We start from the raw sequence: 16,155 nt of genomic DNA, 5'->3' as shown, positions 1-16,155 counted from the left end.
GGGAGTAACTGATTTTCCGTAAAAACTCAATTTATGGGAATAAAAACAGGGTGATTTGACTTGTAATTACGTAAAACTGTTAATTTTGACATCGAATTTAACCCAAATAATCAACAAGACATGTCGAATCAACGCCAACGCGCTTTAAATGTAGTCCAAAACAGGACGACAGATCGAGTTATTGCGCCCTCAAACAAAATCTCGGATTTCTATGCCGATGATGTTTTTAATATGGACAAGATGCGCTCTGCGCTTGCTCCAGATACTTTTAAGAAAGTACAATCTGCAATAGATAAGGGAAAGAAGATTGACGTGGATACAGCTAATGAGATAGCTTCTGCTGTCAAAACATGGGCTTTATCTAAAGGTGTTACGCATTACACACACTGGTTTCAACCACTGACTGGTTCTACAGCAGAAAAACACGATTCATTTTTCGATGCACACAAAGGAGTGGAGGTGTTAAAAGGTTCGGCTTTGATTCAGCAAGAGCCAGATGCATCTTCTTTTCCAAATGGAGGTATCCGTTCTACATTCGAAGCGAGAGGTTATACCGCATGGGATCCAAGTTCTCCAATCTTCATTTGGGGTCGTACACTCTGTATCCCAACGATTTTTGTATCCTATACTGGTGAGGCTTTAGATTATAAAGCACCATTATTGAAGGCTGTGGAAGCAGTAGATAAGGCTGCGACAAAGGTTTGTCAACTGTTTGATAGAAATGTTAATAGAGTAAGTGCTTCATTAGGTTGTGAGCAAGAATACTTTGTGGTTGATAGAGCGCTATATAACGCCAGACCTGACTTGGTTATGGCTGGCAGAACTGTCTTCGGGCATCACCCAGCAAGAGGCCAGCAGTTGGATGATCACTACTTTGGGTCGATTCCAAGTAGGGTTTATAATTACATGAAAGACTTTGAAATCGAATGTCTCAAGTTGGGTATTCCGGTTTCTACACGTCATAATGAAGTGGCACCTTCTCAATTTGAAGTAGCTCCTATTTTTGAGGATATTAATGTGGCTACTGATCACAATTCCCTTATGATGGATGTTATGGATCGCGTAGCAGAAAGACATTCATTGAAAGTACTCTTCCACGAAAAGCCTTTTGCAGGCTTAAATGGTAGTGGAAAGCACAATAACTGGTCCTTGATCACTTCAACAGGTGTGAACGTATTCCAGCCTAGTTCAAGTGCCAGAGAGAATCTTCAGTTTTTGACATTCTTAGTGAATACCGTAAAGGCCATTCATGATAATGCCGGCCTTTTGAGAGCAAGTATTGCCTCTGCTGGTAATGATCATAGATTGGGAGCTAACGAAGCACCTCCGGCAATCATGTCCGTTTTCTTAGGGTCTGAATTGACAGCAGTCTTGGATGGACTTGAAAGCAACGGTGACCTAAAAGTGGATAAAGGAGATAACATGTATATGAAGTTGGGAATTGACAAAATTCCTGAAATCATACTTGACAATACAGATCGTAACAGAACTTCTCCATTTGCATTTACTGGAAATAAATTTGAGTTCAGAGCCGTTGGTTCGGATCAAAACGTAGCAGAGCCAATGACGGTACTAAACCTAATCATGGCCAAGCAGCTAAAAGAATTCCATGCAGCGGTTGGTGCTTTGGTAGATAAAGGAGAGGACAAGAAAATTGCCATAGTTAATGTCTTGAGAGAGTACATTAAGGCATCGAAGGCTGTGAGGTTTGAGGGTGACGGTTACTCTGAAGAGTGGGCTAATGAAGCTGAAAAGAGAGGGTTACCTAACGTAAAAGACTCGGTGCGTGCATTGGACGAGTATGTGACTGACGCTTCAAAAGCGACTTTTGAAGAGTTCAATGTAATGACCGGAGTTGAGCTGGATGCTCGTCATGAGATTCAAATTGAGAACTACATCATGAAGATTCAGATTGAGGCAAGATTGATCAGTGAGTTAGGAATGACGCAAGTAGTTCCAGCCGCACTCAAGTATCAGAATAAGTTGATGGAAAATGCCAAAGGGCTGGCCCAGTTTGGTCTTGATGATACACACGTAAAGTCAGTACTTGAAAAAGTAAATACGCATGTCGCTGTAATTCAATCTCAAATTTTGGCAATGAACGCTGAAAGGGGAGATGTCAACTTGATCGAGGATACCAATGAAAGAGCTAAGGCTTATTGTGATCGTATCAAGGCCAAATACTTTGATGTTATCAGAAAGTCAGTAGATAAACTGGAGGTTATCCTTGATGACGAGGATTGGCCATTATTGAAGTATAGAGAAATGTTGTTCTTGAGATAATTTTCAAGAAAACACTAGAATTGAAACCACCCCGATAGATCGGGGTGGTTTTTTTGTTTAGTTTCGACAAAACCTTGAATCCATGGGTAAATGGCGTAAACGAATTCGAATTGGATGCTTGTCCACCTTTGTGCTTTTTATAGTGCTTACTCAGGTTGTAAGTGGCTGTGTAAGTTTTACTATGTCTGACAAAAAGGTAGCCAAGTACTTTGAAGAAGAAACTTACAAACCAGTGAGTAAATTCTATGAAGTCGATGGCTATACCATGCACTATATGTATCAGGATATGGGGAAGGAAGCCAGTTTAGTTTTTATGCATGGAACTCCTGGCTCCTGGGATGCTTTTATTTCTTATTTCAAGTCAGATACGCTATTCCAAAGAGCCAATATCGCTTCACCTGATAGGCCTGGTTTCGGCAAATCCAGTTATGGTATGCCGATCAAGTCTTTGGAGGAACAATCCCGACTGCTGAAACCCATGCTAGAGGCCATTCCTGCACCAAGAATATTGATCGGACATTCTTTGGGCGGTCCTATTGTAGCCAGAATGGCAATGGATTATCCAGATCTTGTGGATGGTATCGTCATGTTGGCGCCTGCTTTGGACCCATCTCTCGAGCCTAATGAAGACTGGTTTAGAATTCCCATGCGATGGCCAGTGATTGGAGCTATTGCTCCCAAAATATTCAGGATTTCTAATGAAGAGCTGGTTTTCTTAGACGAGGAACTGGAACTAATGCTTCCATTGTGGAAGGACATCACCATACCAAGTGTTGTTGTTCAAGGAGGAAAAGACATGCTCGTAGACCCAGGCAATGCAGCTTTTGCCGACAGTATGTTGGTGAATGCACCTAAGGATATTGTTTATCTCGAAGAGAGCAATCACTTCTTGCCTTGGAATAAAAGCGCTCTTATTAGAGCAAAAATTGTTGAGTTGTTGGAGCAGTTGAAAACAGACTCCCTAAGGTAGTTTTTCTATTTGTTGCAATAGTGCATCGGCCTCGGCAGTCTTAAGATCACTTGCCTTTCTATCTGTGTGAGAGAGTTTGTAGGCCTCACTAATAAGCTTCTGGTACTTTTCTTGCAGTTTTTCCTTCTCTGACTTCTTGCTAAACCATCCCATGTTTTCAATTTGAGGCTTTAACTTCATGCAAAGCGAAAATGTTTACCTTCTTTCTTCAATAAGCTCACCATTTTGGTACAGTTCTGTTTTGATCAGCCGACCAGTGCTGGAAAACACTTTCCACTCTCCATTGCGAACACCTTCGATAAGCTCTCCCTCGGTTAATTTTTTACCTCTTTCGTCATAGAAAACCCATTTCCCATTAGCATATCCATTGCTGTATCTCCCTTGGGAAAAGATAATGCCATTGGCATAATAGTTCGTGACCGATCCGTTCCCACCTGTCAAATCACCACTGTCCAACACTTTACCTCTCGAAGAGGTGAAGTCTGATATTTCAAGCAGTTTTCCTTTTTTCCAAGTCTCTTCCTTCATGGGTTTGCCAGACTGGTGAAAATAACCCCATAAACCATCTTTTTCTCCCGCTAAGTAGGCTCCAATCGACTCCAGTTTTCCGTTACCGTAATAAACGAACCACTGTCCAATTTCAAGCCCAAGTCGATAGCTCCCCTCGCTGATCAGCTTGCCACTCTCATTAAAGAATTTCCAATTTCCAACCCTTTTGTCGATGTCGAACGATCCAAACTGCGCGATCATTCCATTGCCATGGTAAAACTTCCAGGGGCCAGTCTTTAGACCGACTTTGTACTCACCCTCCATCATCTTAGCACCATTTTCATAGTACTGTGTGAATGTGCTGTCCATTAGTCCAAGCTTATAGAAAGACCTGGATTCAATTTGCCTATTGGCATACCAACTGGTACCCTGACCCACGGGCTTGTCATCCATATAATTGATCTCCGAAGCAACCCTGCCATTGTAATGATAAGTGGTCCACTTTCCGGTTTTATTGCCGTTCTCATAGTATTCAATGGCTGACTTTCTTCTGGGTTCAAAGAAGTATTCCCATTTACCATTTCTAAGTCCATTTACAAAAGCGCCTCTTTCAATGATCAAACCATCGTAATCGTATTTTTTCCAATCTCCATTGAGTAGGCCATTGGTATAGGTTGCATCAATAGTCTTGGTCCCGTATTCATCAAATACAGCATAAGGCCCTTCGAGCTTTCCGGATTTATACTCCGAGACAATTTCCATATCTCCACTTTCGAAGTATGAAACCCATTTCCCTGTTTTTTGACCTTTCTCGAAGACGCCTTTATCCAGAAGGGTTTTGTCAGGTCGGTACGATTTCCATTCTCCATCAAGGTGATTTTTCTCGAAATTTGCTCTGACCGCCATTGATCCATTATCATGAAAGAGGATATAAGGACCCTGGACGGTATCGGATTTGAAGCTAATACGTGCTCTTTCTAACTTATCGATATAGATTAACCAAACTCCATCCTTTTTACCCTTTGAATAGGGGCCAGTCTGAAAATAGCTGCTGTCCTCGTTGTAGGCAAACCATGTTCCTGACCTAAGACCACTCTCAAATTCACCTTTGACTTTGAGTGATTGATCATCAACGGGGAAGACTAATTCAAAGCTGCCTAGTTGTGCCCATGAGGTGTTAAAGGCAAACAAGCCAAGCAATATGCAGAGCTGCAATCTGATTTTATTCATATCCAATTTGGTGTCTGGTTGAGACATGGGCAAAATATCAAATATTAAGCCAACTAATCCTTACCAAAGAATTCTTTGAAACTTTCAACACCTAAACGCTCAAAGTCATCAATTTGATTCAAATTATATGCTATGAATATTTTTACAGATTCATTAGAGTGATAAATACTAGAAACCTGATCCAGTGTTTCTGATGCTATCTTAAGCGATTGGCCAACGTTTATCTCCGTTTCCCAGATATCATCATTCCAACTCAATGTATAACCCTTATCAACTAGATGATCTAAACGATCTTCATAATTAAGTTTGGGTTCTCCTTTGAGCAATAAGTTGAAAGAGAAGAAATTGGCATACCAAATAACGGATCTAAAACTATAGACATTTGTTTGCCCAAGTGAGGAAGGGTAATCGATCACCTGAAATGGGAAACCTTTATGGTTGTTTCCTTTACTTACTTTGAAAGGCGTCTTCCCGATTTTAGACGGTAGTTGATACTGATTTGTCTCTAACAAGGAAGCCAATGCTGCCTGAAATGAATAGAGTAGACGATTAATCTCGGTGTCAACCTCACCCTTGAGTATAAAGTTCTGTTTTTCGGTAATAAAGGCCTTTTGCTCATCTGTCAGCATGTGCTACCAACGGATGAGTGAAGATGCCCATGTAAAGCCACTACCGAATGCTGCCAGGCAAAGTAAATCTCCATCCTTGATTTTACCCTTTCCCCATGCCTCACTCATAGCAATAGGAATAGAGGCAGCGGTGGTGTTGCCATAGTGCATGATGTTGTTGAAGACTTTGTCATCTGGCAGTTTGAACTGCTTCTGCACAAAATTGCTAATCCTTAAATTCGCTTGATGGGGAATAAGGAGGTCAATGTCCTCAGTAACATGGCCATTTTCTTGCAGCGCTTCATTGATAACTTCTGAGAATCTAACTACGGCATGCTTGAAGACTGCATTCCCGTTCATTGTTAGATTGAAGGTTTTACCATCGAGCATGTCTTTTGAGAGCCTTGTTTTACGACTAGACCCGGGATCATGTACATAAAGCTCCTCGGCATAGTCACCATCAGCATGAAGGTGAGTCGAAAGCACACCACGATCTTCATCCGTGGCCTGTAGAATAGCAGCTCCAGCGCCATCTGCGAAGATTACTGAGCTTGATCTACCTTCGGTTGATTTGTCTAAAGCGGAGGATTGGATTTCGGCACCTACCACCAAGACTGTTTTGTACATTCCCGTTTTTATAAATTGATCGGCCACGGAGAGTGCATATATAAAGCCAGAACAGGCATTTCTTATGTCTAACGCCCCAATGCCTTGAAGACCGAGTTCTCTCTGTAATAAGACACCAGAACCAGGGAAGAAGTAGTCGGGAGTTATGGTGGCGAAGACGATGAATTCAATATCTTTAATCTCAATACCAGCACGTTCGGCCGCCATTTTTGTGGCCCTGGTAGCCATATTGGAGACAGTGTCCTTGTCCGGGTTAAACCACCTGCGCTGTTCAATACCAGTACGTTCGACAATCCAATCATTGGTGGTGTCCATTACCTTTTCTAAATCGGCATTGGTCACTACATTTTCCGGGACATAATGTCCCACACCAGTTATTCTTGATTTCTTCACTCCTTAGGATTTATAGTTCTCTTTACCAGCTTATCACATTTCCATAGGCCAGCTGGTGAAAGTGCTCATGGGGTTGAAGTTAAAGAATTCTCGTGAATTCAGTCCTTGTATTTTTATAAGTGATTCGGTGAATTGATGAATTGGAAAAATCTATGTAACCTGTTTCCTAACTCTGCGTAACAGTGTGGATAGGGTTTTTTCAACGAATGAAAAATTATAGTCTGTACTGCCTGATTTTTGTTGGGCTGGTGTGTTTGGAGAGTTGTGGAGATGATAAGCAGAAATTAACTGCCGATCAGATCATCCAGAAGGCGGTAGAACGCCACGGAGGAGAAAAGTACAATAATATGGAAGTCGAATTCGACTTCAGAAAGCGACATTTCAGAGCTAAGATCAGCAATGGGGAATACGTTTATGAACGTAGTTTCCGTAGTAAAGAAGGTTGGGTCACAGATGTTTGGTCCAATGACAAGTTCAAGCGAATGATTGATGAAAAAGAAATTAAGCTTGATCAGGAAAACCTTAGAACCTACCGCACCGCTACCAATTCCGTCATCTACTTTGCCTTATTACCTTTCAACCTAGATGATCCTGTTGTTAATCGACAGTTGATGAGATCAGTGGATATCAATGATAAGGCTTATTATAAAGTAGAGGTGACATATGGCCAAAATGGTGGAGGAGAAGATTTTGAAAACGTCTATGTCTATTGGATCGATAAAGAAGACTTTACCATAGACTTTCTGGCTTATGGTTATAATATTAATGGCGGAGGAGTCCGCTTCAGAGAAGCTTATAACCAAAGGGAAGTTAACGGTGTCAGATTTCAGGATTATCGTAACTATACGATTGACAAAGATTTCCCTGCGCAAGAGCTGGATTACGCTTTTCAAACTGATCAGCTTAGATTGCTATCAATTATCGAGCTAGAGAATGTGAAGGTAAGCCTAGTTGAATAAGGTTAGGTTGCCAAACTGATTAGCAGGAGGCACCTTTTCCCACAATGCTTTATCGTTAAAATTTGGATCCGCTAGTTTCGGGTTGATCGTATGTTGGAAAATATGCTCCTCGTCATATGGCTTAATGAAATCATGAATACTTTCCGAAGTGTTTGACTCATTCAGCCATTCCAATAATAGGTCATCATTTAAAATAGCAGGCATTCTTTCGCTTACTTTCTTTACTTCGCGTGATGCTGGAGTGGTGATCATCATGAAGGTGTGAACAGTATCTCCAGCCTCTGTTTCAAAAGAGTCCCAAAGACCAGCTATGGCAAACAAAGCGTTATTCTCGAGGTGGAAACGATACGGTACTCTTTCCTTTTTGGCTATTTCCTTCCAGTTGTAAAAACTATCCGCAACAACAACACAACGTTGCATTTGCAACGATTTCTTCAAGCTAGGCTTGGTCAAAATATTCTCAACAGGGGCATAAAGCAGTTTATCACTTACCCCACGACTTTTAGAAAAGGATGGGTTTATTCCCCAATAAAAGTGAGACAAATGCTCAGGATTCTCACTGGTGATAACAGGTAAAATATCGCTAGGTTGAGCATTAAAAGTAGGGATGTAGTCATCTGCTACTTCGGTCTGAAAGTGCTCGGAGATTGCTGATCCTTGAGATGCAATGGAGTAGTTGATTTGCATGAACTAGTTTTGAGAAAGTTACTCCAAGTTCGCTAAAAAAGCTAATCTGAGATGTCATGATCTTGAGGACAGGGTGGAGGGCAATCGTTTGCAGAAATGTTGGAAAAAGAGCACTATAGAATAGCGTATCTTTAATTTGAATATAGAGCTATTTAAAACTATTTTTGGTGCTCAAATTTTAGAGAGATTTATGGCTGAAATTGTAAGAATGCCGAAAATGAGCGATACCATGGAAGAAGGGGTAATCGCGGTTTGGCATAAAAAGGTAGGAGATAAGGTAGATTCAGGTGAGTTGATGGCCGAGATAGAGACTGATAAGGCTACAATGGATTATGAATCTTACAATGAGGGAACAGTGCTTTATCTAGGTGCTGCTGAAGGAGATGCTGTTGCGGTCGATGGGGTTTTAGCCATTGTCGGAGAAGCTGGAGAAGATTATCAAGCCTTGTTGAACGGTAGTGCTGGACCTGCCAGTGCACCTAAAGAAGAAGAAACTTCGGTTGCCGCACCAAGTGCTGCGCCAAGCGAAAAAATAGACACTAGCGCTATCAATGCTGAAATCGTAAGAATGCCAAAAATGAGTGATACCATGGAAGAAGGTACTATCTCAGCTTGGCACAAGAAAGTAGGAGACACGGTAGAATCTGGTGAGTTGATGGCTGAAGTTGATACGGATAAAGCCACAATGGAGTACGAGTCTTACAATGACGGTACGGTGTTGTACTTAGGTGCTGCCGAAGGAGAGGCAGTAAAAGTTGATGGCATTTTGGCCATTGTTGGAGAGCCGGGAGCTGACTATGAAACTTTGATTAAAGCTGAGGCTCAGAGCGGTGCGGAAGAAGCGCCAGCTCCAGCCCCTGAAGCACCGGCACCAGCTCCGGCAGCTACTCCCTCGACAAGCGCGGCTCCTGCGCCTAGTATGCCAAGTGCTGCGCCTGTAGTTGCTACCGCCAATGGGAGGGTGAAAGCTTCTCCATTAGCGAAACGATTGGCTTCAGAAAAAGGAATTGATATTAGCCAAGTGCCTGGAAGTGGCGAAGGCGGAAGGATCATCAAGAGAGATGTTGAAGGGTTCGTTCCGGTAGCAGCTCCTTCAGCTCAACCGGCTGTGGCAGCGGATGCTCCTGCGCCAGTTCAATTACCAACTATTGTTGGTGAAGAAAGCTTTGAAGAAGTGAAGTTAAGTCAAATGCGAAAAGTGATCGCACGAAGACTTGGCGAAAGCAAGTTTGCTGCACCGCACTTCTACCTTACCATGGAAATTAACATGGACAAGGCGATTGAAGCTAGAAAAAGCATGAATGAAGTGTCACCGGTTAAGATATCATTTAACGACATGGTGATTAAGGCAGCCGCGGTTGCATTAAGAAAACACCCTGGAGTGAATTCATCATGGCTTGAAGATAGAATCAGAACGAATCATCATGTGCATATTGGCGTTGCCGTTGCTGTGGATGAAGGGCTTTTAGTGCCTGTAGTCAGGTTCGCTGATAACAAACCACTGTCTCATATTTCGGCTGAAGTGAAAGACCTCGGTGGAAAGGCCAAGAGCAAGAAATTGCAACCACAAGAGATGGAAGGCAACACATTCACCATTTCAAACTTGGGAATGTTTGGTATTGAAGAGTTTACAGCCATTATCAATCCACCTGATGCTTGTATTATGGCAGTAGGTGGAATCAAGCAGACGGCTATCGTTAAGGATGGTCAGTTAGCGATTGGTAACATCATGAAGGTGACTATGTCATGCGACCACAGAGTGGTTGATGGTGCAGTAGGTTCGGCCTTTTTGCAGACCTTCAAATCACTACTTGAAGATCCTGTAAGGATTTTGGTTTAAAACAAAGCATATCAAAGTCCCGTATCATACGGGACTTTGTTTTTTAAAGACATAATAGAATGACTAAAATAAGATCAACCACTGTATTAGCAGTGAAACATAATGGCTCGGTATCTATAGGTGCTGACGGCCAGGCAACTATGGGTAATACAGTTGCCAAAAGTAATGTGAAGAAGATAAGAAAGCTGCAGGATGGTAAAGTGGTTACAGGTTTTGCAGGTTCTACCGCGGACGCCTTTACGCTCTTAGAGCGGTTCGATGAGAAGTTGAACGCATATGGCGGAAATATGAAAAGAGCTGCTATTGAATTGGCAAAAGACTGGAGAACAGATAGGTACCTGCGTAAACTTGAGTCTATGCTGATCGCTGCCGACAAGGAAGATGTTCTGATCATTTCAGGGACAGGCGATGTAATAGAGCCAGATAATGGGATCGCAGCCATTGGTTCAGGTAGTATGTATGCGCAAGCTGCTGCTCAGGCTTTACTCAAACATGCTCCTCAATTAGACAGTCAACAAATTGTAGACGAGAGTCTCAAAATCGCTGCTGACATCTGCATATACACCAATCACAATTTGATTATCGAGAGAATTTCGTAAATTTGATATAAGAAGTAACGCATTTGTGACTTCCTGACCACAACCTTCATAAGCTAAACCACCGCGTTAGACGGAGAGTGTATGCTCTCGATTGACTTAAAAGCATGAAGAATTTCAAATTATTATCTTTTCTACTAGTTCTGGCAATGGCCTTCTCGTGTGCTGAAGCCCCGATATCTACTGAGTATCGCGAGGCTAGTGAGGGAAGACTTCTGTTGGGTGCTACTGTGCACTTGGGAAATGATGAGGTGGTGGAAAATGCTGCATTGGCAGTAAAGGATGGTTTCGTCACACTCTTGGCAGGTGATGCCATGGATAAAATTGATTTGACGAAATTTCAGGTCGACAAGCTAGGTCCTGAGTATCATATCTATCCTTTCAAAAAGGCTGAAATAGCAAACTCAGGAATTGTTTTGGCAAGAGCTAATGCCGAACCTATCAACATTGCTATTAGAGATCAGGAAGTAGAAAAGTGTATTACGATTGGCTGTGAAGCTCAACTTTTAATTTGCTACGGTAGTATTCAGGACATGACTAAGTTTCGTGTAGACTATGTGGTAATGGGCGAGGAGAAGGTCAAAATCCTGAGACAGAGCGATTACACTGGTTCAGTGATATCAAGCAAGAATTAAGTTTTAACAACTACTAACTATATACGGCATCCATTTTATGGATGCTTTTTTTATGGGCATTCGTCAATGATTCTGCGAATGACCTCACCCGCGTAGATCAGATCTTCATCCGACATACTAATTGGAGGCGCAAGCCTGAAGCTTTCAGGGCATGATAAGAACCAGAAAGTAATTACCCCTTCTTCGAGGCACTTAAATACAATTTCCTGAACTGTATCTGCCGATTCAAATTCTATGGCAAACATTAGACCTATTCGTCTAATCTCTTTAATGGATGGGTGTTGAATGGTAGCTGCTAAGAGCTCTCCCTTATGCTCAACGTCATTAAGAAGTCTCTCTTCTTGAATTACATTAAGGTTTGCTAAAGCTGCTGCACAGTTGACGGGATGACCACCAAATGTGGTGATGTGACCTAGCATAGGGTTATGGGTCAACAGGTTCATGTGCTCTCGACTACTAATAAACGCCCCGATCGGCATACCACCTCCAAAGGCCTTGGCAATGGTCAATATATCCGGAGTCACATCGAAATGCTCAAAAGCAAAAAGTTTTCCTGTCCTTCCGAAACCGGTTTGTATTTCATCAAAGATCAGTTGGGCACCAACTTCGGTACATGTTTGCCTTAGTCTCTTAAGGTAATCTCTGGTAGGAATTCTTACCCCTGCATCACCTTGGACTGGCTCAATGATAACCGCTGCGGTGCGTTCCGTGATTTGATCTAGGTGTTCTTCATTATTGAAGTCGATGAACCGTACATCTGGTAAGAGTGGTCTGAAAGCATTCTTCTTTACTTCGTTTCCCGAGACACTTAATGTACCATGTGTACTGCCGTGATATGATTTGTTGCAAGCGATAAGCTCTGTCCTTCCGGTAATGCGTTTCGCAAGCTTTAATGCCCCTTCATTGGCTTCAGCTCCACTATTGACAAAGTAGCAGGAGTTTAAATGGTCAGGAAGTAGCTCTGTTAGTTGAGTTGCCAACTCATTTTGAGGTGTTTGGATAAACTCGCCATAAGCCATCACATGCATGTACTGGTCCACTTGAGCCTTTACTGCATTAACCACCTTGGGATGGCAGTGTCCAATATTAGAAACAGCAATTCCTGAAATCAGGTCGTAGTACTTTTTGCCTGTCTTATCAAAAATGTAGGATCCCTCAGCATGGCTCACCTCAAGTTGAAGTGGATGAGGGGATGTTTGAGCCAAATGGGTTTGGAATATTTCTGAAGCCGAAAGCATGCACGAAATTAATGAAGATATGCTTATTGAAATGCCTTGATCTGTTAGTTTTGATGGATGATTAGTACAGCGCCCTTGGTTAAGTCCGAAAAACAGCTCCTGGTGGGATGTCTCGTACTGCTAATCTTCTCCTTCTTTTACCAATTGGGCATTTATCCATTGTTTTTAGAGGAGCCCAGGAGAGGGCTTATTTCTCTGGAAATGATTTTCCAGGATAACATTTGGGTGCCCACACAGACAGGTGATTTATACTTCAGAAAGCCACCCGTTTATAACTGGGTACTGATTGCCTCATATAAACTCTTTGGAGGTTATACAGAATTTGCTACTCGTTTCTTTTCGGTACTGAGTCACCTGATGCTCAGTCTGATCACCTTCTTCTTCACAAGAAAATATTTAGGCCACATCACCGCTGTGTTTGCTGCCATGAGTCTGGTATTAGCAGCGGATATACTAATGTACTTCAGTACCTTAGGAGAGATCGACTTATTCTATGCTCTGGTAACAGCCATTCCGATATTTGCCATTTATAACTATGGCGAAAAGGGGGCTTATTGGAAGTTATTTATGGTTGTTTATGTTTTTACAGCCATTGGTTTTCTAACAAAGGGGCTGACATCATTACCATTCACGGCAATCACTTTGCTCGTCTATTTTATTCATAAACGCCAGTTTAAGATGTTATTAAGAGTGCCTCATTTTGCTGGTATTGGTCTGTTTGTTTTGCTGGTTGGGGGCTACTTTTTTATGTATAGTCAATATGAGGATGTGACAGGGTGGTGGACCACACTATTTTCAGAGTCTGCGGATAAGGCCACTGGAGGAGGTTTTGTGAAATGGTTAGAACATTTGGTTACTTTCCCGGTAGATACAATCAAGAATATTCTACCTGCTGGGTTGTTCATGCCGTTGCTTTTCAGGAAAGGTGCTATCAAGCGCTTAAAGGAGAACCCATTGGTTTGGTACTGTGTATTGGTCTTTGCCTTCAATTTTGTAGTCTATTGGTTTTCTACCGAGGCCAAGTCAAGGTATGTCTATCCATTATTCCCTTTTATGGTTATTCCACTGGTATACTTGGGTTTGAATTCCATGTCTAAGACACTTGAGAGGGTTTTGAAGGTCATGGCCATTGTGTTTATCATCCTTTTTGCTCTTGTGCCCTTGGTTGGGTATTTCGCTGGAGAGCTGCAAATAGTACCGAATATAAATGTGATTTTTACGATCAATCTTTTGATGATCATTACACTTGGGTATTTCTTTTTTAAGAGAGGAGTGAGGCCTTATTTGGTCATAGCAGCGATAATGGTAATCCTTAAGTTTGGGTTCTCTTCAATCGTACCAGTTACGAGGGCCTTGGATACCGGAGCGGCTGAAGACAGGACCTTGGGCTATGAAATTGCCGAGCTGACCAAAGGCCAACCGCTATACAGGTATGGAGACCTACGCATGTCTTTGACCATAGTGTTCTATGTGGAAGCTGCCAGGGAAGAAGTACTGTATCAAAAAGCCAAATTTGAGCCAGGTTTCTACTTCTGTCATGCCGAAGATTTCCCTGATGACATGGAATTTGTACAGCATGAAGAGTTTGCCTATTGGGGTAGACCAGTCTTCTTGATAGAGATTAAAAAATAATCGTCCATAAACTATAGACTCGTCACCCTGAATATATTTCAGGGTCTTAACTCAATGAAGTTTAAGATTCTGAAACAAGCCTGCCTGACGTCAGGCAGGTTCAGAATGACGATGAATATGGTTTCTAGACGATTACGGACTAGAATGTTATTCCTATTTCCTACCAATAACTTTCTGAGCGGCCTTAATGATGTTGGCAGCATCAATGCCATACTTGGTCATTAGTTCAGCGGGCTTACCGCTTTCTCCAAAAGAATCATCAACTGCCACCATTTCTAATGGTGCTGGGTGATTTAGCGCTAATGTCTGCGCAACACTATCGCCAAGACCACCATTCATTTGGTGCTCTTCTGCAGTAACTACACAACCTGTCTTAGCCACAGAAGCTAGAATGGCTTCAGTGTCCAAAGGCTTGATAGTATGGATGTTGATTACTTCGGCACTAATGCCTTGCTCAGCTAGAGCAGCTTCCGCTTCAATCGCCTCCCAGACCAAATGGCCAGTAGCAAAGATGGTTACGTCAGCGCCTTCAATCATTTTGATGGCCTTACCAATCTCAAACTTCTGATCAGCAGGGGTGAAGATCGGCACGGCAGGTCTTCCAAATCGAAGATATACCGGACCATGATGATCCGCTATCGCAATCGTAGCGGCTTTTGTTTGGTTAAAATCGCATGGGTTAATCACTACCATGTTCGGTAGCATCTTCATCATTCCGATGTCCTCCAGAATCTGGTGTGTTGCACCATCTTCACCAAGCGTCAAACCAGCGTGTGAAGCACAAATCTTCACATTCTTCTCAGAATAAGCGATCGATTGTCTGATTTGATCATAAACACGACCTGTTGAGAAGTTGGCAAAAGTGCCTGTGAAGGGAATCTTTCCACCGATGGTCATACCCGCAGCAATACCCATCATGTTGGCTTCTGCAATACCGATTTGGAAGAACCTTTCAGGATTCTCCTTGATGAATTCCTGCATTTTGAGCGATCCAACAAGGTCAGCACAGAGTGCTACCACATCAGGATTAGTTCTACCCAGTTCGGCCAAACCAGCTCCAAAACCAGAACGCGTGTCTTTCTTTTCTGTATAAGTAAATTTCGTCATCGTTTCTAGTTTAGTAGTCTCCCAAAGTTTCTTCCAATTGACCGAGTGCATCTGCGAGTTGCTCATCGTTTGGCGCTACACCGTGCCATTTGTGTGTGCCCACCATAAAGTCAACACCGTAGCCCATTGCCGTGGTCATTAGGTTCAAGATCGGCTTGCCTTGACCTGTCAATCCTTTGGCTTCTTCCAGGCTAGCGACAATCGAAGCCATATCATTACCATTGCTTTCAATAACCGTCCAACCAAAAGCTTCGAACTTGGCTTTCAAATCTCCCAAAGACATTACTTCGTCCGTAGGCCCATCGATTTGTTGACCGTTATAATCTACAGTGGCAATAAGGTTATCTACTTTGCAGTGAGCCGCATACATAGCCGCTTCCCAAACCTGACCTTCTTCTAGTTCACCATCACCCATAAGGGCGAAGATCAAATTGTCATCACCATTTAGTTTCTTAGCCTGAGCTGCCCCGCAAGCAACTGATAGACCTTGCCCTAGCGAACCTGAAGCCACACGAATGCCTTCCAGCCCTTCTTCTGTAGCAGGGTGACCTTGAAGACGTGAATTGATCTTCCTGAACGTGGCTAGTTCCGATACTTCGAAATAACCAGCCCTGGCCAGTACACTGTACCAGACAGGGGAGATGTGTCCATTTGAAAGAAAGAAAATGTCTTCACCTTTACCATCCATATCGAAATCGTCCTTACGGTTCATAATGTGGAAATAAAGGGCTACTAAAAAGTCAGTACAGCCAAGCGATCCACCGGGGTGGCCTGAGTTGACTGCATGAACCATGCGCACTATATCACGTCTGACTTGTGAAGCGATGCGCTCAAGTTCTGCTGTTGTTGGTTTGCTCACTA

15 protein-coding genes are annotated in these 16,155 nt (G+C 42.6%); 7 read left to right on the top strand and 8 right to left on the bottom strand.

The features are described 5' to 3' along the window. The first annotated feature begins 120 nt into the window (after positions 1-120). Together BFP97_RS07195 and BFP97_RS07190 are read left to right on the top strand one after the other, a co-directional pair. Positions 121-2,283 carry a glutamine synthetase III gene (locus tag BFP97_RS07195; protein WP_069841766.1) on the top strand — a complete coding sequence of 721 codons (2,163 nt, stop codon included), beginning with the start codon at positions 121-123 and terminating at the stop codon, positions 2,281-2,283. 82 nt (positions 2,284-2,365) lie between these two features. Continuing rightward, positions 2,366-3,253 (top strand): alpha/beta fold hydrolase, encoded by an 888-nt coding sequence (locus BFP97_RS07190; RefSeq protein WP_069841765.1) that lies wholly within the window; start codon positions 2,366-2,368, stop codon positions 3,251-3,253. Here the strand turns inward: BFP97_RS07190 and BFP97_RS07185 are convergent. Genes BFP97_RS07185 through BFP97_RS07170 form a run of 4 tightly spaced genes read right to left on the bottom strand, consistent with a single transcriptional unit; the run spans position 3,245 to position 6,600 of the window. After that, complete coding sequence (locus BFP97_RS07185) at positions 3,245-3,433, bottom strand: Lacal_2735 family protein (protein WP_069841764.1); 189 nt, start codon at positions 3,431-3,433, stop codon at positions 3,245-3,247. The genes BFP97_RS07190 and BFP97_RS07185 overlap by 9 nt on opposite strands. A 15-nt stretch (positions 3,434-3,448) precedes the next feature. Continuing rightward, positions 3,449-4,972 carry a toxin-antitoxin system YwqK family antitoxin gene (locus BFP97_RS07180; protein WP_170827423.1) on the bottom strand — a complete coding sequence of 508 codons (1,524 nt, stop codon included), beginning with the start codon at positions 4,970-4,972 and terminating at the stop codon, positions 3,449-3,451. 53 nt (positions 4,973-5,025) lie between these two features. Further along, positions 5,026-5,601, bottom strand: coding sequence for a hypothetical protein (locus BFP97_RS07175; RefSeq protein WP_069841762.1), 576 nt, complete (start codon positions 5,599-5,601; stop codon positions 5,026-5,028). 3 nt (positions 5,602-5,604) lie between these two features. Then, positions 5,605-6,600, bottom strand: a complete 996-nt coding sequence (locus BFP97_RS07170) for a 3-oxoacyl-ACP synthase III family protein (protein WP_069841761.1) — start codon at positions 6,598-6,600, stop codon at positions 5,605-5,607. Between the two features lie 206 nt (positions 6,601-6,806). Between BFP97_RS07170 and BFP97_RS07165 the strand changes: the two genes are divergently transcribed. Beyond that, a complete protein-coding gene (locus BFP97_RS07165) occupies positions 6,807-7,559 on the top strand; it encodes a DUF6503 family protein (RefSeq protein ID WP_069841760.1) in 753 nt (250 codons plus the stop codon). On the opposite strand, the gene BFP97_RS07160 is transcribed toward BFP97_RS07165, so the two are convergent. Then, positions 7,548-8,246 carry an SOS response-associated peptidase gene (locus tag BFP97_RS07160; protein ID WP_069841759.1) on the bottom strand — a complete coding sequence of 233 codons (699 nt, stop codon included), beginning with the start codon at positions 8,244-8,246 and terminating at the stop codon, positions 7,548-7,550. The two genes, BFP97_RS07165 and BFP97_RS07160, sit on opposite strands and share 12 nt — an antisense overlap. Before the next feature lie 190 nt (positions 8,247-8,436). Here BFP97_RS07160 and BFP97_RS07155 point away from each other — a divergent pair, with 190 nt between their 5' ends. From BFP97_RS07155 to BFP97_RS07145, 3 genes are all read left to right on the top strand, one after another. Next, positions 8,437-10,086 carry a pyruvate dehydrogenase complex dihydrolipoamide acetyltransferase gene (locus tag BFP97_RS07155; protein ID WP_069844232.1) on the top strand — a complete coding sequence of 550 codons (1,650 nt, stop codon included), beginning with the start codon at positions 8,437-8,439 and terminating at the stop codon, positions 10,084-10,086. Between the two features lie 59 nt (positions 10,087-10,145). Beyond that, entirely contained in the window at positions 10,146-10,685 is a 540-nt protein-coding gene (gene hslV / locus BFP97_RS07150) for an ATP-dependent protease subunit HslV (protein ID WP_069841758.1), read from the top strand. A 104-nt stretch (positions 10,686-10,789) separates the two neighbouring features. Beyond that, positions 10,790-11,317, top strand: coding sequence for a hypothetical protein (locus tag BFP97_RS07145; protein ID WP_069841757.1), 528 nt, complete (start codon positions 10,790-10,792; stop codon positions 11,315-11,317). 50 nt (positions 11,318-11,367) lie between these two features. On the opposite strand, the gene BFP97_RS07140 is transcribed toward BFP97_RS07145, so the two are convergent. Further along, positions 11,368-12,522 (bottom strand): aspartate aminotransferase family protein, encoded by a 1,155-nt coding sequence (locus BFP97_RS07140; RefSeq protein WP_317039315.1) that lies wholly within the window; start codon positions 12,520-12,522, stop codon positions 11,368-11,370. Between the two features lie 90 nt (positions 12,523-12,612). On the opposite strand from BFP97_RS07140, the gene BFP97_RS07135 reads away from it, so the two are divergent. Next, complete coding sequence (locus tag BFP97_RS07135; RefSeq protein WP_069841755.1) at positions 12,613-14,187, top strand: ArnT family glycosyltransferase; 1,575 nt, start codon at positions 12,613-12,615, stop codon at positions 14,185-14,187. Positions 14,188-14,340: 153 nt separating this feature from the next. Here the strand turns inward: BFP97_RS07135 and BFP97_RS07130 are convergent, their stop codons facing one another. Beyond that, positions 14,341-15,294, bottom strand: a complete 954-nt coding sequence (locus BFP97_RS07130) for a transketolase family protein (protein ID WP_069841754.1) — start codon at positions 15,292-15,294, stop codon at positions 14,341-14,343. Between the two features lie 10 nt (positions 15,295-15,304). Continuing rightward, complete coding sequence (locus tag BFP97_RS07125) at positions 15,305-16,153, bottom strand: transketolase (RefSeq protein ID WP_069841753.1); 849 nt, start codon at positions 16,151-16,153, stop codon at positions 15,305-15,307. Positions 16,154-16,155: the final 2 nt, after the last annotated feature.

Source organism: Roseivirga sp. 4D4 (assembly GCF_001747095.1).
In the GTDB taxonomy this organism is placed as follows: domain Bacteria; phylum Bacteroidota; class Bacteroidia; order Cytophagales; family Cyclobacteriaceae; genus Roseivirga.
Note: the sequence above shows the minus strand (reverse complement) of the source record. Positions and strands in the feature narration are given on the sequence as shown.

Coding starts and splice junctions, on each gene's coding strand:
- BFP97_RS07195 (WP_069841766.1), top strand. CDS start 121: ATGTCGAATCAACGCCAACGCGCTTTAAATGTAGTCCAAAACAGGACG.
- BFP97_RS07190 (WP_069841765.1), top strand. CDS start 2,366: ATGGGTAAATGGCGTAAACGAATTCGAATTGGATGCTTGTCCACCTTT.
- BFP97_RS07185 (WP_069841764.1), bottom strand. CDS start 3,433: ATGAAGTTAAAGCCTCAAATTGAAAACATGGGATGGTTTAGCAAGAAG.
- BFP97_RS07180 (WP_170827423.1), bottom strand. CDS start 4,972: ATGAATAAAATCAGATTGCAGCTCTGCATATTGCTTGGCTTGTTTGCC.
- BFP97_RS07175 (WP_069841762.1), bottom strand. CDS start 5,601: ATGCTGACAGATGAGCAAAAGGCCTTTATTACCGAAAAACAGAACTTT.
- BFP97_RS07165 (WP_069841760.1), top strand. CDS start 6,807: ATGAAAAATTATAGTCTGTACTGCCTGATTTTTGTTGGGCTGGTGTGT.
- BFP97_RS07160 (WP_069841759.1), bottom strand. CDS start 8,246: ATGCAAATCAACTACTCCATTGCATCTCAAGGATCAGCAATCTCCGAG.
- BFP97_RS07155 (WP_069844232.1), top strand. CDS start 8,437: ATGGCTGAAATTGTAAGAATGCCGAAAATGAGCGATACCATGGAAGAA.
- hslV (WP_069841758.1), top strand. CDS start 10,146: ATGACTAAAATAAGATCAACCACTGTATTAGCAGTGAAACATAATGGC.
- BFP97_RS07145 (WP_069841757.1), top strand. CDS start 10,790: ATGAAGAATTTCAAATTATTATCTTTTCTACTAGTTCTGGCAATGGCC.
- BFP97_RS07135 (WP_069841755.1), top strand. CDS start 12,613: ATGATTAGTACAGCGCCCTTGGTTAAGTCCGAAAAACAGCTCCTGGTG.
- BFP97_RS07130 (WP_069841754.1), bottom strand. CDS start 15,294: ATGACGAAATTTACTTATACAGAAAAGAAAGACACGCGTTCTGGTTTT.